Genomic DNA, 19,554 nt, shown 5'->3' with positions numbered 1-19,554 from the left:
TAAACGTGGTTGCCCACTTCATACACTCAATTAGTGTTTAGATTCATTCGCACCGATTGGCTCAGTTTGAGGAATGAAATCATGCCCATCCTTGCTGTAATCATAAGCCCAGCGATGAACTTCAGGAATTTCACCATCCCAGTTACCATGGCCTGGATTGATAGGTGTAGTCCATTCCAGGGTAGTTGCGCCCCATGGGTTCAGTGTAGTTACTTTTCTACCTTTAAATATAGAGTAGAAGAAGTTGAACACGAACAAAAGCTGTGTAGCGAATACAATGATAGCTACAGTTGAGATGAACTTGTTCAGGTCACCGAACTGGTTGAATGATGACCAGTTGCTGTAATCCAGGTAACGGCGGGGCATACCAGCCAAACCTTCGTAGTGCATTGGCCAGAAGATGAGGTAAGCGCCAACCAGGGTTACCCAGAAGTGAATGTAAGCCAGTGTATTGTTCATATAACGGCCATACATTTTGGGGAACCAGTGGTAAATACCGGCGAACATACCAAAGAAAGCAGACACACCCATTACAATGTGGAAGTGCGCAATTACGAAATAAGTATCATGCAGGTGAATATCCAGTGTAGAGTTACCCAGGAAGATACCAGTTAAACCACCAGAGATGAACAGGCTCACAAAACCTAAGGCGAACACCATACCGGGAGTAAATTTGATATTTGCTTTCCAAATGGTAGTTAACCAGTTGAACACTTTGATGGCCGAAGGAACGGCGATCAACAGGGTTAACAGTACGAATACTGAACCTAAGAACGGGTTCAAACCAGTTACGAACATGTGGTGCGCCCAAACCAGGAAGGCGAGGATGGTGATTGCGAACAGCGATCCCACCATGGCCATATAACCAAAGATTGGTTTGCGTGAATTAACTGAGAGGATCTCAGACGCCATACCCATCGCAGGCAACAGAATGATGTATACCTCGGGGTGACCCAGGAACCAGAACAAGTGCTGGTACAGGATAGCGCTACCACCCTCGTTTGGCAATGCTGATTTTCCAGCAATAAAAATATCTGACAGGTAGAAGCTGGTGCCGCCGTGACGATCGAACAGCAACAGGATGAAACCTGATAATAATACAGGGAAAGATAAGATACCTAATACCGCGGTGAAGAACAGGGCCCAGATGGTCAAAGGCAAACGGGTCATGCTCATACCTTTGGTACGCAGGTTCAATACAGTAGATACGTAGTTCAAACCACCTAATAAAGACGATACTACGAACATGGCCATAGCCGTGATCCACAGGTCCATACCGGTTTTAGAACCAGGCGACGCATCACCCAGGGCACTCAATGGTGGGTAAGCTGTCCAGCCACCGCTGAAAGGACCAGTTTGAATGAACAGAGAAGATAACATCACAATGCTACCGCCAAAGAAGAACCAGTATGACAACATGTTCATCATTGGAGAAGCCATATCGCGTGCCCCAACCTGTAAAGGAATGAGGAAGTTGGCGAAAGTTCCACTTAAACCACCGGTTAACACGAAGAATACCAGAATGGTACCGTGCATGGTTACCAATGCATAATAGTTCTCAGGGGTAATTTTACCGCCTTTTGCCCAATTACCCAGAATATCTTCCAACCAGGGGAAAGTTTGATCGGGGTAACCTAACTGCAAGCGGAACAACACTGACATCAAACCACCAATAATGGCCCATATCATACCAGTGATCAGGAATTGCTTCGCAATGATCTTGTGATCCTGGCTGAATACGTATTTTGATATAAACGACTGTTGGTGATGATGCGCGCCATGCTCATCGTGATGCACTTCATGCGATGTTAAAACTTCTGCGTGACCGTGGCTCATTGTATCTTGTTTTGAGGTCGTAATAATTCTGTTTAAAGTCTCTGGTTTTATTTAGCAGCCAATACCGTATTTGGTGTACCAGCAGCAGCAGTTTTTGCTGTGTCAGCTACCGGTGCGGGTGACGCAGCAGGCGCAGCTTCAGCAGGCTTGTAAGAAGGCTTTTGCTGTGCTAACCAGAATTTATATTCCTGTTCAGTTACCACTTTAATAAGTCCTTTCATTGAATAGTGACTGTTACCGCACATTTGGTCACAGGAAATCTCATATTCAAAATTGGGATTATTAGTGATCTTCTTCATCTCTTCAGTAGTGTACTTTGGCGTAAACCACATAGTAGTGGGTGTGCCAGGCACAGCATCCATTTTCATGCGGAAGTGTGGTAAACCAACGTCGTGAATAACATCACGGGAGTTGATGATCAACTTTACTGGTTTATCTTTTACCAGGTACATTGCCGTTGTTTCAATGATATCATCATAGCCGGTAGGATCAGCCTTCAGACTCTGAACACCATTTGGTGTTTTCATGGTAGAATCTTTCCAGAGCATACCAAGCATGTTGCCATTTTCATCATCGATCATGCGGAAATATTTCTTTCCGAAGGTATTGTCTTTACCTGGGTAGCGATAGATCCAGTTGAACTGACGGCCAGTGATCTCGATCCTCATAGAATTTTCGGGTGCTTCACCGGTAATTTTAAACCAGTAATACAAACCGAAACCAACCAGCAAACACAAAGTGATGGCGGGAACAGTTGTCCACAAAACTTCGAGTTTGTTGTTATGAGGATAATAGAATGCTCTTCTTTTGTCGTTGTACTGGTATTTATAGGCAAACCAGAATAATAAGATCTGGGTAATGAAAAACACAATGCCCGTAATAAGCAAGGTGATCTTCAACATGGTATCAATGTTCTCACCATGGTCAGAAGCTGATGGGTGAACCATCAACGTTTTGGGATATAATGCCTCATTGCAGAAATACACGCCTACAAGTCCCAAAACAAGGAACACTACCATCAGGAATCCGTTGATCCTGTTATTTTGCTCGAAAGACTTTTTTTCTCCCTTTAAAACGGATACATACTCACTCGCCTTGGCTATCTGAAATGTTATCAGAAACCCAAGCGCCAGGATGGCTAACAAAAATAATCCGGTAGTTGTCATGATCTTTCAATAATTTTTATACTATCGAAACAAAGTTCGCTGATTTATTAAGTATCACACCTGAATGAACACTATTAGGTATGATGGATAATACTTTCTTTTATTAACGGATGGTTTTTCGCAAGCAGTGGGTACTTCGCCATTGCTCTGCCGGTTGAATACATGATCAAACCAACAAATCCGGCTGCCACACCAAAATCAAACAGGTTCAGTTCTACATGCTCTGGGAACTTGCTCGCAAATACCATTTGATTGAAATCCAGCCAGTGACCGAAAATGATCACAATTGCCATAAATGTAACCGTGGTATAATTCCTTTTGGAACCGCGGCGCATTAATATCAAGATTGGTGCAATGAAGTTGATACAGAACATAAACCAGTACAGACCAGTGTATGCACCTTTACTATGATTGGTAGTTACACGTGATTTGAAATAAATAGTTTCTTCAGGAATGTTTGCATACCAGATCAGCATGTATTGTGCAAACCATAAGTATGTCCAGAAGATAGAGAAGGCAAACATGAACTTACCCAGGTCATGAATGTGCTCTTCGCTGGTGTACTCCAGGTAGCCCTGGTTTTTCATATACACCACAAAAATAGTGATGAGCGCCAGGCCGGCAACGAATGTACTGGCGAAAGTGTACCAGCTATACATGGTGCTGAACCAGTGTGCATCCAAACTCATCAACCACAACCATGGAGTAACTGACATGGCAGTTAAACCAAACCAAACGATGAAGATAGAAGCCCAAACAGAGTTTTTGAAGATATACTTACGACCGGCTTCTACATCAGGTAATGGGTTATTATCCAGCTCATGTGATAACTTACGCATTTTAGCACCCAGAACGATCCACAGACCAATGGTCAGGATGGTCCAGATGATATAAAATCCGCTGTTCAGGAACCCTTTTTTACCAAGCAGGAGCTTATCATTACCAGGATGTAACCATTCGTACATTTCCGGATCAACTACACAAAGGGCTATTAAAACGACAAGCGCAATGATACCTAAAGGAATTACAGCAACAGAAATGGCTTCTGATACACGGCGGAACGCCATCTGAAAACCTCCCATGGCCAGGGTAGTGGCGCAGACGAAAAACATTGCTGCGTTGGCGATCAGCAAAAAATAAGTACTGTTCTGCAACATGGTAGCCCAAAATCTTTTGCCATGTTCTTCACCGGTTCCATATAATATAAAACCGACGATAACAGATAAAACGCCGACTCCCATCAATGCCATTGACCATTTCTTGTACCGTGCGGGGATGTCGAAAAATTCTTTAATAGCCATTATCAGTAATTTATATGTTCTGTGTTCGTGTCAGTTATTTTTTCTTAGCTGTTGTATCAGCAGCTGGTTTTTTGGCTGCAGTAGCTGCGCCAGCGGCGGCTGGTTTTGCTGCTGCTGAATCAGTTGCAGGAGCTACTGCTGCTGCTTGTTTGCCACCACCCTGCTTGGATTTGATGTAATGAATCACCATCCAGCGTTGTGTAGTGCTCAACTGAGAAGCATAGCTACCCATTTGACCTTTACCGTAGGTAACAGAATAAAACATCTGTCCATCAGGCATGGTTACATATTTAGGCCCGGTTGCCAAATTTGCAGGTGCTGCAGAGAATGGACCTTCACCACCTTTATACAAAGGGCCATTGCCATCCAGCGCAGTACCATGGCAAATACCACAGTTTACGAGATACAGGCGTTCTGCCTCTTTCATTTGCACCGCATCTAATGCAGGCAACGGATTTGCTATATGGGTTGACTGCACATAATTGGCAGTATCACCAGTTTTATCTTTTGCCAGGGGGAAAGGCAGTAATTCACCGCGTTTAATAGTTCCGGCAACCGGCAGGCGGTTATAGTGAATACCCTGTTTTGCGAGTGTATCAATGGGTGCATATGTTTCAATTGCACGGCTATAAGCCATATCAGGCATATATACGTGACCAGGAGTTCTACGTACGTCTTCGTTGCAACTCCATGCTACCACAGCCAGCACTAAAACAGAAACAATTGATAATTTTTTCATCTTAAAGTATTCAGATATTATGCGGATACAGTTTCGCTTTGACCTTCAAACAATTTTTGCTCTTTATCATATCTACCTAACCACCAGCCGGTTTCGGCAACCTGAACATTTATTCCAGTAGCACCAACGCCACCCAGGAATGAACTTAATTCAGCTTCATTTGTCTTAGAAGTACACTCAATAACCATCGTAAACTGATCATCAGTTGAACGCAGGTTAAAGTGGTGTTTCTTTACAAAAGGTGCCAACTGACACAGGTAGCAAAAGGTTAATACCATGCCCACGCATGCACACAATACAGTGAACTCGAAGGTGATAGGTATCCAGGCTGGTAATGCAAAGTGCGGTTTACCACCAATGTTCCATGGCCAATCTGTAGTTAAACACCAGGTCATGAAAGACAACATGCTGGTTGTACCAAATATAGCATACAAAAATCCGGCTGTATGTATGCTGGTATCACGCAAACCCATGGCTTGATCTAAGCCGTGAATAGGCATGGGAGTGTATACCTCATGCAGTTTATAACCTGCTTTACGTACTTTCTTAACGGCTTCAAACAACGGTTCCTCCTCAGTAAAAACCCCAACAACAAATTTTTTAACAGCCATATAATGATTTTAAAAATTCTGACTTTTTATTCGTTCGTGTTTTGTTCCTGCCACTATTGATTAGTGGTGATTTGCATGTGTTTCGTGATAAAACTCATCCACACTAGTTTTCTCAATACGGTACATGTTCTTCTTATAATTATCACCTGATCTTTTCAGGATGTGCTTGATCTCAGCCACCGCAATTACAGGGAAGAATTTAGAGAACAGGAAGTAGCAGGTAAAGAACAAACCGAATGTTCCCAGGTAGAACCCAACCTCCCAGATAGAAGGACGATAGTAAGTAGCCCAGCTACTTGGTACATAGTCGCGGTAGATTGAGGTAACGATGATCACAAAACGCTCGAACCACATACCGATGTTTACGATAACCGACATGAAGAAGGTCACCACCAGGTTACGACGCAGTTTGCGGAACCAGAAGATCTGTGGAGAGATCACGTTACAGCCCATCATCAGCCAGTAGCTCCAACCATAAGGGCTGAACAGGTTCACACGGTTTTGTGCAAATGCCCATCCTTCGTTCGGGTTCTGACCATACCATGATATAAACAACTCGGTTAAGTAGGCGATACCTACAATTGAACCGGTCAATACAATTACCTTGTTCATTACCTCAATGTGCTCGAGGGTAATATAATCTTCCAGTTTCAGCACTTTACGGCTGATCAGCAACAGTGTTTGCACCATCGCAAAACCGGAGAAGATGGCACCCGCAACGAAGTATGGCGGGAAGATGGTAGTATGCCATCCGGGAATTACTGAGGTAGCGAAGTCAAAAGATACCACCGTGTGTACTGATAATACCAGCGGAGTACTCATACCGGCCAATACCAGTGATAAGCTTTCGTGGCGTTGCCAGTGTTTGGTAGAACCGGTCCAACCGAATGACAGCAAACCATACATATATTTACGCCATTTCAATTTAGCGCGGTCACGTACAGTAGCCAGGTCAGGTAACAAACCAGAGTACCAGAACAATAATGATACAGTGAAGTATGTAGAGATCGCGAATACGTCCCATAACAGTGGTGAGTTAAAGTTCACCCATAAAGGACCGCGGGTATTTGCATAAGGCAATACGAAGAAGGCCATCCAAACACGACCCATGTGCCAGATCGGGAACTGACCCGCGCAAATTACCGCAAAGATGGTCATCGCTTCTGCGGCGCGGTTTACCCCTGTTCTCCATCCCTGGCGGAACAGCAACAGGATCGCTGAGATCAGTGTACCGGCGTGACCGATACCCACCCACCATACGAAGTTGGTGATGTCCCAACCCCAACCGATAGTTTTACTCAGGTTCCATTGACCAATACCATAGGTCACCTCGCGGTATATGGAGTAAACACCAAAACACAACAACGCAACCGAGATCAGGAAGCCAGTCCACCAAAGGCGGCTGGGTGCAGCTTCAATAGGCCGCACAATATCTTCCGTAACCTGATGATAATCCTTGTTGTTATCTACCAGCGGAGGTCTTACTTGCGATTCGTATCTAATTAATGACATGTTATATACTTTTAGCTATTCATCCCGATGCCTCGGGAAAACGGTAGCTGGAAAATTTTTAATTACCTATTCAACTTATCCTTTGTGTTCTTCATGAGCAGCTGCTGCTGGTGCTTCTTCTGAATGACCACCGATGATGGTACCCAGTACACCTTCGTTGCTGATCTCGGCTGTATTTCTCACTTTAGCCAGGTAACTTACGTTAGGCATAGTGTGAATTTCTTCCAGTGAATGGTACAAACGAGAGTTGAATTGTTTACGCACCTGGCTCACTAAGCTGTTCTTATCGTGTGCATTACCAAACACGATGGCATCTGCCGAACAAGCCTGCTGACAAGCTGTTTTCACATCATCGTCTGCTAACAGACGGTTTTGTTTTTTAGCTTCCAGTTTACCAGCCTGCGTTCTTTGAACACAGAATGAACATTTTTCCATTACACCACGGCTACGTACTGTAACATCTGGGTTCAGTACCATGCGGGTAAGGTCATCATTCATCATCAGAATAACATCGTCCAGGTTACCCTCATCAACAAGCGGCTGCTGGTTGTTGGGGAAGCTGTCTGCGCCAGTATAATCGGCCCAGTTGAAACGACGTACTTTATAAGGACAGTTGTTAGCGCAATAACGGGTTCCAATACAACGGTTATAAGCCATCATATTTATACCTTCCTGGCTGTGGTGTGTTGCGGCAACCGGACAAACGTTTTCGCAAGGCGCGTTGTCGCAATGTTGACACAGCATTGGCTGGAACACGGTTTGGATGCTTTCTGCATCATTGGGGTTACCACTGAAGTAACGGTCGATACGCAACCAGTGCATATCATGGTAACGCGCTACCTCGTGTTTACCAACGATAGGAACGTTGTTCTCGATGTGACAGGCAACCACACAGGCGCCGCAACCAAAACAACTGTTCAGATCGATACTCATACCCCATTTGATACCAGGCTGGTCTTCACCAGGAAAATCAGGATATAATGTACCTTCTTTAGCGAAATCTTTAATGTCACCTTCCTTACCGTCTTTCTCAACGAAATGCTTAAGCTCATGCTTTCTTTCGTTGAAAATTGTGTTAGGCTCTTTCTTATATTCTTCAAAAGTTATTTCACGGATAACACCTTCACGGCCTTCGTAGCTGTTGTGTGTTTGTCCCTGAGCAATCTTGTAAAGCTTATCAGTTTTTTCCATTTCAGCCTTTCCATTCCACTCAATGGTAGAACCATTGAAGCTTAAGAATGGATAAGCATTTTTACCTAACACTCCACCATCTGAAGCACCAACTGAACGGCCAACAGCTTTATCGCGACCATAACCTACAGCTATGGCGATGGTGTTTTCCTGTGTACCAGGTATTACTATGATTGGAAGTTCAACTTCTTTACCGTGAACTTTTACTTTAATAACAGGCTTCATTACCTCTACCTCGTACCTATCGGCAGATCTTCTATCGTTCAGGTCGATGTCGAATTTCTTGGCCAGTGCGGGAGAAATAACGGCGTAGTTATCCCAGCTTACGCGGGTGATAGGATCGGGCAGCTCGAGCAACCAGGGGTTGTTCGCTTGTTTACCGCTACCTACCCCTACTTTTTGGTAGATCACTACTTCGTATTCACCACCACCTTGCTGCTTCATGGCATTAGCAGCAGCAGTTGCCTGGCCCACAGGAGCGGCGTTAAAGGCAGCAGCAACTTCAGCAGCAGGTGATTCAATTACACCATCCTGCAATGCTTTATCAAAAGTAGCCTGGCTGCCTAATTTGGCGATCCAGTAATTTTTGAGGTAAACATCCCATGCAGTAGCATTACCAGACCATCTCAGTAATGATTCTTCGAAAGGTCTTGTATTGAAGAGTGGGTTGATAGTAGGTTGGATCAGACTCACAAAACCTGCTTTAGGTTCTGCATCACCCCAGCTTTCGAGGAAGTGAGGAGCTGGCACAACGTATTTACACAATTGGGTTGTTTCATCTTTTCTGTCGTTGAAAGAAACAGATAGTTTTATTGATTTCAACCCTTTATTGAAACGCTCAGCGTCGAAATATTCGTAAGAAGGATTGGCGCCGTAGATCATCAGGGCTCCTACGCGGCCAGCTTCCATATCCTGAACCAGGGAAACCATTTCGCTATCAACACCCTGGTGCATCAGAATGGGGTTAGCCCAGCTGATGGTAGAACCGTAAGCACCGATGGCATCGTTGATGGCGTTTACAATGATCTGCACCTGTGCATTGTTGCTACCGCTAACAACCAGGGCTTTGCCTTTATTGGCAACCAGTTCTTTAGCAGCTTGTTCAATGCCGGTTTTTAATTTACCAGATACGCCTGTAGCACCCTGGCCATTTACAGCGCTTAATAACGCAGCTGCTACGATACCAGCTTCAGATGGGCGGTGAACAAAACGCTCGTCGGCAGAAGCACCGGTGGTGCTCATCATGCTTTCAAACTGGAAGTGTTTACTCATCTGAACATTCCCTTCATGCACTTTACGGTTTTTGCTGTAGCCATGTTGAAACTCAACAGGGCTTAACCAGGTACACAGGAAGTCAGCACCAAGGCTCACGATGGTTTGAGCATTGTTGAAATTGTATGAAGGGATAGCACGTTTTCCGAAAGTAGCTTCGTTGGCCAGTAACATGCCGGTGTAAGAAATGGCATCGAACTGTACGTGCTTGCTGTTGGGATATTTAGCTAAGAATTCTGCGATAACCTGTTTTGCAGAAGGCGATATAATGGTAGAAGTTAATAATACCAGTTGACCAGCGCCCAAACCTGCTAATGCACCTTTGATATCGCGATCAATTACATCGTAGCTGGCACCGTTACCATTAGCCATTGGCTGACGTAAACGGGCAGTATCATATAAATCAAGAACCGATGCCTGCATCCGGGCAGAAGAACCGCCTTTAGTGAATGTAGACAGGGTGTTACCTTCTAATTTAATGGGGCGTCCATCGCGTACTTTGGCTACAACCGGTATTGCTTCACCACCACTTACATAAGTAGTAGCATAGTAATCAGCAACACCAGGCACCATATCCTGTGGTTTGTTCACATATGGGATCGCCTTTCTAACTTTAGTTTCGCAACTGGCCGCAACGATTGCCGCTGCTGTACTAAAACCAAGATATTTCAAAAAGTCTCTACGGGAGGCAGGACTGACATCCAATCCTTTTTTATCTACACTTTCAAACGGTAACTCTTCTTTGAATTCGTTTGAAATCGACTTTTCATAGGCCTCACTGTTATTGAGCTCTCCGAAACTCTGCCAGTACTTTTTATTAGCCATTTATCTATTGATTTGAGAATTTGAGAATTTGAACACCTGCTTTTCGCAGGCGGATTTAGGATTCATTTGGCCCGCCTATGCTAAAGCTTCGACGGGGCAAAACACTAGTTCTAGTAGTGACACTTTTGGCACTCCAAACCACCAATATCAGCTACAGTTATACTGTCTCTTAAAGGTGCTACGATTACCGAATCTCCACCTAATGCACCTGGTGCTTTCTTATGAGATTTCAGGTCATCATGGAATTTCTCGTAAATGCTATAGAACTTGTTGCCTTCTTCGCCGCTTTTGCCACCAAAGTTAACTTTAGTAGTACGGTGACAGTTAATACACCAGCCCATGCTTAAGTCAGCAAATTGGTATACTTCATCCATTTTGGTGATTTCACCATGGCAGGTTTGACATTGTACTTTACCGGCATTCACGTGTTGAGCGTGGCTAAAGAATACGTGATCCGGCAGGTTGTGAATTTTAGTCCACTGAATTTCCTTGGTTTCACCTGTGTATGCTTTTTTAGTAGCATCCCAACCGGCAGCTGCATAGATCTTTTTGATCTCAGCAGTACCATCTACCTGTGTACCGTCTTCACGATACAGTTTGCCTGCAGACTCAGTGTACTCGTTGATGGTCATGTGACAGTTCATACAAATATTCACTGAAGGAATATTAGCTGCTTTGCCTTCCATTGCACCACCATGGCAGTACAAACAGTTGATCTGGTTTACACCAGCGTGTACTTTATGGGAGTAGAAAATAGGTTGCTCTGGTTGATAGTTCTGGCTGCGGCCTAAACCGATAGCACCTTTCACTATATAGAAACCGCCAATTACGAAAAGAACCAGGGTCAATAAAGTGATGTAAGATTTGTTGCGATAGAATGGGATGGTCTCATAAGCAGGAAGGCCATCTTTATCATCGGCCAGTTTTTTAAGGTTACTGTTCACCTGCAGCATAATAAAGGCTACTACTGCAAGGATCAGAGTCAACACACCATATAAAATGGAATTGTCTTTCTCATCAAGAACCTGTGCGCCACCAGCACCTGGTGTGCCTTGGCCAGGACCCGGTGTTGCAGGGCCTGCTTTAGCTGTTTTCTCTACGTAGTCGATGACGGCATCGATCTCTTTCTCTGATAAATTTTCAAAAGGACTCATCACAACGCCACCAAACTTTGCTTTCAGACCTTGAGTATACGGATCTGAAGCCATAAACTTGGCAGGATTATGAACCCACTCATACAATTTTTTATGGTCGGTCCAGGGGCCACGTGATGTTACACCTCCTAATGCAGGGCCGGTCAGGTCTTTGAATACAGAGTGACAGGAGGCACAATTATTTTGGAATATGGCCTTCCCATCCTGAGCTGATAACTTGTTTCCAACCGACAATAACAAAAAGAACAATGCACTAATGAGGATTCGCTTAACTGTTGCTCTATGATCAATCATATTGCTGGATATGATGAAATTATGTGGAAAAATTTCCCGAATTGGGTGCAAAAATAAGTCAGGAATTTAACAAAATCACAACCTGTTTAAAATTTTTTTAATGTAGGCTGGGCGTGGGTTTCAGCCGATTTTACCCCCTTCGCTAAAATGGTTCAGTCAGAAATGTCATGCTTTTGTCAAGTTGACAACTAAAGTTTCGCATCTCGTAACCTGATGATAAAATTGACTTTTCTTCACCCCAAAATTTTCCTGCACTTTTGCGTTCATGTTTCAACAATTGAAACTAGAATGACATGTCAATGCCACCCAGTTATTTTCAAACTGCGTGTCTTTACATTACCGGCAATGTTTGCAATGAATGAAACTGAACGGTAACAGATCGAAGGATTTTGTTAACTCTTAACCAAGTACCAAGAACTTAAACGTAGATATTAATATATGCAGACTATTAACGTTGCCATCTTTGCATCGGGGGCTGGGTCGAATGCGCAAAAGCTGATCGATCATTTCCGGAAGCATTCCCAAATTAAAATAGCTTTAATCGTTTGCAATAAACCAGGTGCTGGCGTATTAACTATTGCCCAAAATGAAAAAATTCCTTCTATATTAATAGAGAAAGAACAATTCTTTAGAGGCAATGCCTACGTCGAGGAACTTAAACAACATAATGTTGATTTTATTGTATTGGCGGGATTTTTATGGAAAGTTCCTGTTCAGTTAATTAAAGCATTTCCACAACGCATCATTAATATACATCCGGCACTGTTGCCAAATTATGGCGGAAAAGGTATGTATGGCAATTTTGTGCATGAAGCTGTAATAGCCGCCAAAGAAACCGAAAGCGGCATCAGCATCCACTATGTTGATGAATTATATGACCATGGCCAACTGATCTTTCAGGCCAGCTGTACTATTGAAGCCGGTGACACTCCCGATTCACTGGCACAAAAAATTCATGCATTAGAACACGAACACTACCCCCTCATTGTAGAAAAAGTGGCTGGCGAACTGCAAAATCGTGTTAAATAAACTGCCAGAATACATTTTTATCGTTTTCTTGCATAATATCACAATCTTAAACCCAGAAACTTGACTTTAAAGCGGTACATAATTTTATTCTTACTGGTTTTCGGATCCCTGACAGGCTTTAGCCAGCTGCAGGTTCAGGTTAAAGGTAAAGTGTTCGACATGACCCAACAGGTGCCCCTGGTTTCAGTAAGTGTAATTAGTACTGGCGGAACCGGTACCATGACCGACTCCCTGGGCCGATATACCATATATGTTAAGGAATCCGATTCTATCTCTTTTTCCTATTTGGGAAAAGGGACCCCTAAATATCCCGTTAGCGCCATTCCTAACCAACAGAACTTTGAGATCTCCCTCCACGTAAATGTTACGGAGTTAAAGCCTATTATGGTAAAACAACGTAATTACCATCTTGATTCTATCGCCAACCGGCAAGAATATGCCAAGGCTTTCAATTATAAAAAACCCGGGCTTGGCATCGTTCATCCCAATACACAAAATGCGGCAGTTGGTGTAGACCTCGATCAGCTTGTTGATGTTTTCAACTTCAAAAAAAACCGGCGAATGGCAGCTTTCCGCGACCGGTTAGTGGAAGAAGAAAAAGAGAAATATATTGATCATCGCTTTAGTCGTGCACTGGTTATCCGGCTCACCCAACTCCGGGGCGCCGAACTCGACACCTTTATGGTACGTTACAGACCTGATCTCGTACTTGTTGAAACCGCTACCGACTACGAATTGCAATCCTACATTAAGCAGTGTTATGAAAAATATATGAAATGGAAGGAAGTAATGGGGGAATTGCGGAAGCAGGACAATTGAGGTCGTGACTCGGCAATCGTGAATCGGCAGTATTGCCCTCGCCAAATTCGGATCGTACCCTCTATTAACTCTGTCAACCTGCCATTGGTTACCGACAATACTTCACTTTAATACCTGGTCAACTGGTTAACTGGTCAACTTTATGCAGTAACTTACTGCGTAAATATTCCACGCCTACCATGAAACAGATCGTTAGTGCACTCAGCCTGTTCCTGCTTGTTGCTACCGTTACTTTTTCCCAGAACGCCCATCCGGTACTTAGTATGGCGGCTACGCCTGAGGCTGGCGGTTTCTCAGCAAAACGGTTAACCCGTATCGATACCGTATTGAAAGAATATGTGGAGAAAGGTCGCATGAACGGGGCCGTAGCCATGATCATTCATGACGGCAAGATCGTATATTATAAAAATTTCGGTTATAACGATCTCGATACCAAAGCCCCCCTTCAAAAAGACGCCATCTTTCGCATAGCCTCCCAAACAAAAGCCATTACCAGCGTAGGTATAATGATGTTATACGAAGAAGGCAAATTCATGCTCGATGATCCCATCTCCAACTATATTCCCGAGTTCAAAAACCCTAAAGTGTTGGATAAGTATAATAAAGCAGATACTACTTATGCCACCATTCCGGCTAAAAGAGAGATCACCATTCGCGATCTGCTCACCCATACCAGTGGATTAGGATATGCACAAATTGGCTCCCCTGAGGCAAAAAACATTTATTATAAAGCAGGCGTTGTTGGTGGCATAGGCATACCTGAATTTAAACTGGCCGATAAGATGAAGATCCTCGGCGGGTTACCCCTGTTTCACCAGCCCGGTGAAAGATGGACATACGGCCTGAACGACGATGTACTAGGTTACCTGATTGAATTGGTATCGGGCATGAGCTTGAAAGATTTCTTTCAAAAACGCATTTTTGACCCTCTGGGCATGAAGGATACTTATTTTTATCTGCCCGATAATAAAAAGAACAGACTGGCCATGTTATTCACTGAAGACTCTTCTACCAAACTGCCGGTGAAAATGCCAGAGAAATTAAGTTTATATGGAGATATGTACCGCGATTATCCTAAAATGAATGGGACCTATTATTCAGGCGGGGCCGGTCTTTCTTCAACCATTTTTGATTATGCCATCTTCTTACAAATGTTGCTAAATGGCGGCGAATATAATGGCAAACGCCTGCTGAGCCATAACAGTGTGCGCATGATGACGATGAACCAGATCGGTGATCTCAGCCGTGGACCCAATAAATTCGGTCTGGGTTTTGGCATTACCACCGAAAAAGGCAGCGCCGTATTACCTACCCAGGAAGGTACCTTTGAATGGGGCGGCATGTTCAACACCACCTATTGGGTTGACCCCAAAGAAAAACTGATCGGATTAATATATCGCAATATCTGGCCCACCAGCTGGGGGAATCTGGGCAACCTGTACAAAATACTGGTTTACCAGGCCATGAATTATTAATTCACTGATCTTTATCCTTAACCAAAACTAACAAAGTCACATGAACCCACTGCACAACGAGTTGAAAAAGGAATTTCAACTCGAAAGAATGATCCTTTTTAGCGATGCCGTATTTGCTATCGCTATTACCTTATTAGCTATTGAATTAAAGGTACCGGTTTTAGTAACCGATGTTACGGACCATAAACTGGCAGAAAGCCTCAATGAAATGATCCCGAAATTCATTGGCTTTCTTATCAGCTTTTTGATCATTGGCCAGTACTGGACCACCCATCACCGCCTGTTTGGTTTTGTGGTGAATTACAACCTGCGATTAATGTGGTTGAACCTCTTCTTTCTGCTGGCAGTTATACTAATGCCATTTACCAGTGCCTTTTACAGCGAATACATTTCGTACTTCCTCATAACACCAGTAATATTATATATTTTAAACATTTGCTTTCTGGGCATTATGAACTTTTTGATGTGGCGTTATGTCGGCAATCCCAAACATGCTTTAAATGAAGGATTGGCAAGACCTGTTGCTAACTATTATTCCGTGCGGGCTATTACAGTACCCATTATCTTTTTATTGATGGTGCTGGTGTATATGATCTTTCCACATATTGCCATCTGGATGCCGGCGATCATTCCACTGGCAATAATGATGCTGAGCAGGATCTATAAAAAGAGAATAAATCTTTCTGTAAAAAAGTAATCCTTTGAAAAAATACCTTTCCTTTCTCACGGGCTGTTTATTCATTATTACAAACATGTACGCCCAGAGAACACCTGCGTTTATAACAGATAGCCTGGACATTTATGTTGAACGCGCATTAAAGGAATGGCAAATTCCCGGGATAGCCGTGTGTGTGGTAAAAGATGGGAAAGTAGTGGTGATGAAAGGGTATGGGGTTAAAGAAATGGGCGCCACCGACAGGATCGATGAGAATACACTGTTCATGATCGGTTCCAATACGAAAGCATTTACAGCAACCGCACTGGCCATGCTGGCTGTTGACAAAAAATTGTCGCTGGACGATGCCGTTATAAAATGGTTGCCCGATTTTAAAATGTATGATCCCTGGGTTACCAAAGAGGCCAATATCCGCGACCTGCTTAGCCACCGGCTGGGATTTGCAACCTTCCAGGGTGATTTCATGTATTGGGATTCAGACCTCACTCCGGCCGAAGTACGCGAGAAGTTTGGCCGGGTTAAACCATTGTACAGCTATCGCAGCCGTTGGGGTTATTCCAATGCAGCGTACCTGACTGCTGGTGAAATCATTCCCAAAGTAACCGGAAAATCCTGGGCAGCCTTTCTTAAAGACAGCTTGTTCATACCACTGGGAATGAACAATTCGCTGACCTTATCAAAAGACATAACCACCGCACCCAATAAAGCCATGGGCCATACTGTAGAACTGGGCATATTGAAAAAAACCCATTACGGCAGATTGGATAACCTGGCGCCGGCAACAAGCCTGTCTTCCAGCATACAGGACATGAGCCATTGGGTTATGGCCCAGTTGAATGATGGGAAATATAACGGCAAACAGGTAATACCTACAGAAGCAAGAATACAAACCTGGTCGTCTAATTCAATAATCAGCAATGTCAGCGCCCGGTTCAACAAAGCGCATTTTTTAACTTATGGACTTGGCTGGTTTTTGCACGATTACAATAGTAGAAAAATTGTATGGCATACCGGTGGCGCAAATGGTTTTGTATCCAGTGTAACTTTAGTGCCCGAAGAGAACCTGGGCATTATTGTATTGACGAATACCGACGCCAACAACTTTTATGAAAATTTAAGGGACGAGATCGTAGATGCCTACCTGGACCAGCCTTACCATAATTACAGCCAGGAAGGATCAACCACTTCTATAAATGATCAGAAAGAGGAGTTGCTTTGGTTGAAAGAAAAACGGGACACCATTGCGATGAAACTGCCTACCACTTTACCTATCGACTCCTATACAGGCAATTATAAGGATGATGTATATGGTAAAATGACCATTACATTGGAAAATGGGAAATTGACCGCCCGTTTTGAACATCACCAGGGTCGTTATGTAACCCTTGAACCATTGGGCGGAAATCGCTTTCTGGCCTTATTTAGCGAGCCGATGTATGGAATGAAGGTATGGCCATTTACCACTTCCAAAGGGAAGGTAAGTTCCGTAACCATGTCGGCTGATTATGTGGAGTACACGTCCTATGAATTCTATAAAAAATAGACCTTTCGTCTACATCCGATCAATTTTCAAACACGATTTGTAAATTGCAATATGGATCAACTCAATCTCGGCGTCGGCACACGTTTACAACACCGGCAACACGGCCCCGGTGTAATAGTAGGTATCAGGTACGCAACCTACCTGATCTCTTTTATACATCATGGCATTAAAGAGATAGACAAAAACGACAGCAGCCTCGAAGAGATCATTCCCGAAAATGTTACTGAAGAAATAGAAACAAATAGTGAAGTGGAAAGCTCACTGTTAAAAATACTGCGTCTGTGGGGTGGCTTTCAGGAGATTGTTCCCCTTGGCGACCGCTGGAAAAACGGACTTATGATCTTACAACCAGCCGATAAAACCCAGAAAGGGAAAGAAGTACCCATCGATGTGTTCTTTCACAAGATAGTGATGTTGAGAGATCGGCTGCGCGTATTGGAACAGCAGATCAATGCACACAAAACGTTGAGCGACGAAGACAAAGTGAACCTGCAGCAATACATTACCCGCATCTATGGTTCATTGACCACCTTCAATGTATTGTTCAGGAATAAAGAACAATGGTTTATAGGCGAAAAAGGTGCTACTACTGATTGATAGTGGTTAGACCTGTAAGGCTCGCCATAGCGTGTTGAACAATCAGTGAGTTAAAGCGATCCTGACAGGTCGTTAGTCTTATGGAAAATATTTTTTTAATGCTTCAGCTACTCCATCTTCATCATTGGAGCTGGTAACATCAAAGGCAATCTTTTTGATCTCCTGCTCTGCATTACCCATGGCAATACCATAGCCCACTGTTTGGATCATTTCCTTATCTCCTTCGCTATCACCAATTGCCATCATGTTTTCCAGCGGAATATTAAAATGTTGAGACATAAACTTTACTGACACTGCCTTTGAACATGAATTGTCAAATATTTCCAGGGTAGTATCTCTTGTTTTGAAAACATTTACCTCACCATGTGCTCTTAATTTCTCATCAATCACACTGATCTTTTCAGGCGTATCGCGCAACATGATCTTATGAATATTTCCCGGAGTATAATCCTTTATACTCATTCTGTCAGGTTCAACCTTTGTTCCCAGGATCTCTCTTTGTGTCCAGTAATTATCACTATTCACATACCAGCTGTCATAAGAGTAAAGTCCTACATATTCAATGTCGGCATCAGTTACTTCCTTTATAATCCTTGAACTTATGTCTGGTGTAATGTGAGATTCCCTTATAATTTTAGTGTCATCCATAATCAGCGCCCCGGTATAGGCTATCACAAGCTCATCCAATTTCAGTTGATTACCCACTGTGTTGATCCCCTGGGGCATACGGGCTGAAATGTAATACATGGGCGTTTTATAAACCTGCTGAACTCGCTGTATTTCAGTAATTACATTTTTGGATATTACTTTTTGTGTGGTGATCAGGGTTCCATCAATATCAAAAAAAATAGCCTTTATTGTCTGTTTCAAACTTTCCCTTTTTTTGGCAAAAATAAGCACATCGGGCAATAGATCAAATGCTGGCACAGGTTTTTAACTGATGTTCTCAAACAGTGTATTATGGATAAATTAGAAATTAAAGGCAACTGGAATAAGTGGAAAGGGAAGATCAAGCAGGCCTTTGGTGATTTAACTGACGATGACATAAAATATGAAGAAGGAAAAGATGACGAATGGATGGGCAGGATGCAGGAAAAAACAGGTAAAACCCGTGATGACCTGGTTAAATGGCTGAAGTCGCTTGGCTAAGACTTATTTCTATAAAAAAGAAGGGGCGTTACAATAGCTCCTTCTTTTTATACAGATCCTAAACCAACTATGAAGAAAATCCACTCATTAAAGAATTACTGTTGGTCGTATCAATATCCGGGTCTGTTTTGCGTATCCTTAGGTGTACTTGAATCTTTTACCCGGCTGCTATCCTGATTGCTGCCTGTTACCGGAGGCTGCGGATAGGCATTGGCGGGATCAACATGATTTACTGCATTCATGGAATCATTCTTATTTGAATCATATCCCTCCTGCCCCTTGTTTTCACCACCATTTCCACAATACACACATCCACAAAGTGCCACCCCTATTAGCAGCTGGTAGAAAATATTATTCTTTTCCAT

General features: G+C 43.3%; 17 protein-coding genes. 7 read left to right on the top strand and 10 right to left on the bottom strand.

Annotation, left to right across the window (positions count from 1 at the left end):
• Positions 1–30: 30 nt before the first annotated feature.
• The 8 genes from J7I42_RS06300 to J7I42_RS06265 all read right to left on the bottom strand — a co-directional run bounded on the left by J7I42_RS06300 (position 31) and on the right by J7I42_RS06265 (position 11,901).
• Positions 31–1,836, bottom strand: coding sequence for a cytochrome c oxidase subunit I (locus tag J7I42_RS06300; RefSeq protein ID WP_209137920.1), 1,806 nt, complete (start codon positions 1,834–1,836; stop codon positions 31–33).
• Positions 1,837–1,883: 47 nt separating this feature from the next.
• A complete protein-coding gene (locus tag J7I42_RS06295; protein ID WP_209137919.1) occupies positions 1,884–3,002 on the bottom strand; it encodes a cytochrome c oxidase subunit II in 1,119 nt (372 codons plus the stop codon).
• A 74-nt stretch (positions 3,003–3,076) separates the two neighbouring features.
• Positions 3,077–4,303, bottom strand: coding sequence for a hypothetical protein (locus tag J7I42_RS06290; protein ID WP_209137918.1), 1,227 nt, complete (start codon positions 4,301–4,303; stop codon positions 3,077–3,079).
• A 34-nt stretch (positions 4,304–4,337) separates the two neighbouring features.
• Positions 4,338–5,042 (bottom strand): c-type cytochrome, encoded by a 705-nt coding sequence (locus J7I42_RS06285; RefSeq protein WP_209137917.1) that lies wholly within the window; start codon positions 5,040–5,042, stop codon positions 4,338–4,340.
• A gap of 17 nt (positions 5,043–5,059) precedes the next feature.
• Entirely contained in the window at positions 5,060–5,653 is a 594-nt protein-coding gene (locus J7I42_RS06280) for a DUF3341 domain-containing protein (protein WP_209137916.1), read from the bottom strand.
• Positions 5,654–5,713: 60 nt separating this feature from the next.
• Positions 5,714–7,165 carry an NrfD/PsrC family molybdoenzyme membrane anchor subunit gene (nrfD, locus tag J7I42_RS06275; RefSeq protein WP_209137915.1) on the bottom strand — a complete coding sequence of 484 codons (1,452 nt, stop codon included), beginning with the start codon at positions 7,163–7,165 and terminating at the stop codon, positions 5,714–5,716.
• Between the two features lie 75 nt (positions 7,166–7,240).
• Positions 7,241–10,453 carry a TAT-variant-translocated molybdopterin oxidoreductase gene (locus J7I42_RS06270; protein WP_209137914.1) on the bottom strand — a complete coding sequence of 1,071 codons (3,213 nt, stop codon included), beginning with the start codon at positions 10,451–10,453 and terminating at the stop codon, positions 7,241–7,243.
• Positions 10,454–10,563: 110 nt separating this feature from the next.
• Entirely contained in the window at positions 10,564–11,901 is a 1,338-nt protein-coding gene (locus J7I42_RS06265) for a c-type cytochrome (RefSeq protein ID WP_209137913.1), read from the bottom strand.
• 438 nt (positions 11,902–12,339) lie between these two features.
• Between J7I42_RS06265 and purN the strand changes: the two genes are divergently transcribed.
• From purN to J7I42_RS06235, 6 genes are all read left to right on the top strand, one after another.
• Positions 12,340–12,930 carry a phosphoribosylglycinamide formyltransferase gene (purN, locus tag J7I42_RS06260; RefSeq protein ID WP_209137912.1) on the top strand — a complete coding sequence of 197 codons (591 nt, stop codon included), beginning with the start codon at positions 12,340–12,342 and terminating at the stop codon, positions 12,928–12,930.
• 150 nt (positions 12,931–13,080) lie between these two features.
• On the top strand, positions 13,081–13,749 hold the full coding sequence (locus J7I42_RS06255; RefSeq protein WP_317196240.1) for a hypothetical protein: 669 nt from the start codon (positions 13,081–13,083) through the stop codon (positions 13,747–13,749).
• Positions 13,750–13,928: 179 nt separating this feature from the next.
• On the top strand, positions 13,929–15,224 hold the full coding sequence (locus J7I42_RS06250; RefSeq protein WP_209137910.1) for a serine hydrolase domain-containing protein: 1,296 nt from the start codon (positions 13,929–13,931) through the stop codon (positions 15,222–15,224).
• A 40-nt stretch (positions 15,225–15,264) separates the two neighbouring features.
• Positions 15,265–15,921: a TMEM175 family protein gene (locus J7I42_RS06245; protein ID WP_209137909.1), complete on the top strand. Its 657-nt coding sequence runs from the start codon at positions 15,265–15,267 to the stop codon at positions 15,919–15,921.
• 4 nt (positions 15,922–15,925) lie between these two features.
• Positions 15,926–17,443 (top strand): serine hydrolase, encoded by a 1,518-nt coding sequence (locus tag J7I42_RS06240; protein ID WP_209137908.1) that lies wholly within the window; start codon positions 15,926–15,928, stop codon positions 17,441–17,443.
• A gap of 51 nt (positions 17,444–17,494) precedes the next feature.
• Complete coding sequence (locus J7I42_RS06235; protein ID WP_209137907.1) at positions 17,495–18,040, top strand: hypothetical protein; 546 nt, start codon at positions 17,495–17,497, stop codon at positions 18,038–18,040.
• 78 nt (positions 18,041–18,118) lie between these two features.
• Here the strand turns inward: J7I42_RS06235 and J7I42_RS06230 are convergent, their stop codons facing one another.
• Positions 18,119–18,910, bottom strand: a complete 792-nt coding sequence (locus tag J7I42_RS06230) for a Cof-type HAD-IIB family hydrolase (protein ID WP_209137906.1) — start codon at positions 18,908–18,910, stop codon at positions 18,119–18,121.
• A gap of 90 nt (positions 18,911–19,000) precedes the next feature.
• Here J7I42_RS06230 and J7I42_RS06225 point away from each other — a divergent pair, with 90 nt between their 5' ends.
• Complete coding sequence (locus J7I42_RS06225) at positions 19,001–19,189, top strand: CsbD family protein (RefSeq protein ID WP_209137905.1); 189 nt, start codon at positions 19,001–19,003, stop codon at positions 19,187–19,189.
• Positions 19,190–19,299: 110 nt separating this feature from the next.
• Here J7I42_RS06225 and J7I42_RS06220 read toward each other — a convergent pair whose 3' ends face one another.
• Positions 19,300–19,554 carry a hypothetical protein gene (locus J7I42_RS06220; RefSeq protein WP_209137904.1) on the bottom strand — a complete coding sequence of 85 codons (255 nt, stop codon included), beginning with the start codon at positions 19,552–19,554 and terminating at the stop codon, positions 19,300–19,302.

Source organism: Niastella soli (assembly GCF_017742245.1).
GTDB lineage: Bacteria > Bacteroidota > Bacteroidia > Chitinophagales > Chitinophagaceae > Niastella > Niastella soli.
The sequence above is the reverse complement of the archived record's forward strand: the minus strand, read 5'-3'. Positions and strand labels throughout refer to the sequence as shown.

What these genes read in the sequence shown, in the direction of transcription:
- nrfD (WP_209137915.1), bottom strand. Translation starts at nt 7,165, where the DNA reads ATGTCATTAATTAGATACGAATCGCAAGTAAGACCTCCGCTGGTAGAT.
- J7I42_RS06250 (WP_209137910.1), top strand. Translation starts at nt 13,929, where the DNA reads ATGAAACAGATCGTTAGTGCACTCAGCCTGTTCCTGCTTGTTGCTACC.
- J7I42_RS06265 (WP_209137913.1), bottom strand. Translation starts at nt 11,901, where the DNA reads ATGATTGATCATAGAGCAACAGTTAAGCGAATCCTCATTAGTGCATTG.
- J7I42_RS06220 (WP_209137904.1), bottom strand. Translation starts at nt 19,554, where the DNA reads ATGGAAAAGAATAATATTTTCTACCAGCTGCTAATAGGGGTGGCACTT.
- J7I42_RS06270 (WP_209137914.1), bottom strand. Translation starts at nt 10,453, where the DNA reads ATGGCTAATAAAAAGTACTGGCAGAGTTTCGGAGAGCTCAATAACAGT.
- J7I42_RS06245 (WP_209137909.1), top strand. Translation starts at nt 15,265, where the DNA reads ATGAACCCACTGCACAACGAGTTGAAAAAGGAATTTCAACTCGAAAGA.
- J7I42_RS06285 (WP_209137917.1), bottom strand. Translation starts at nt 5,042, where the DNA reads ATGAAAAAATTATCAATTGTTTCTGTTTTAGTGCTGGCTGTGGTAGCA.
- J7I42_RS06300 (WP_209137920.1), bottom strand. Translation starts at nt 1,836, where the DNA reads ATGAGCCACGGTCACGCAGAAGTTTTAACATCGCATGAAGTGCATCAC.
- purN (WP_209137912.1), top strand. Translation starts at nt 12,340, where the DNA reads ATGCAGACTATTAACGTTGCCATCTTTGCATCGGGGGCTGGGTCGAAT.
- J7I42_RS06295 (WP_209137919.1), bottom strand. Translation starts at nt 3,002, where the DNA reads ATGACAACTACCGGATTATTTTTGTTAGCCATCCTGGCGCTTGGGTTT.
- J7I42_RS06225 (WP_209137905.1), top strand. Translation starts at nt 19,001, where the DNA reads ATGGATAAATTAGAAATTAAAGGCAACTGGAATAAGTGGAAAGGGAAG.
- J7I42_RS06280 (WP_209137916.1), bottom strand. Translation starts at nt 5,653, where the DNA reads ATGGCTGTTAAAAAATTTGTTGTTGGGGTTTTTACTGAGGAGGAACCG.
- J7I42_RS06290 (WP_209137918.1), bottom strand. Translation starts at nt 4,303, where the DNA reads ATGGCTATTAAAGAATTTTTCGACATCCCCGCACGGTACAAGAAATGG.
- J7I42_RS06235 (WP_209137907.1), top strand. Translation starts at nt 17,495, where the DNA reads ATGGATCAACTCAATCTCGGCGTCGGCACACGTTTACAACACCGGCAA.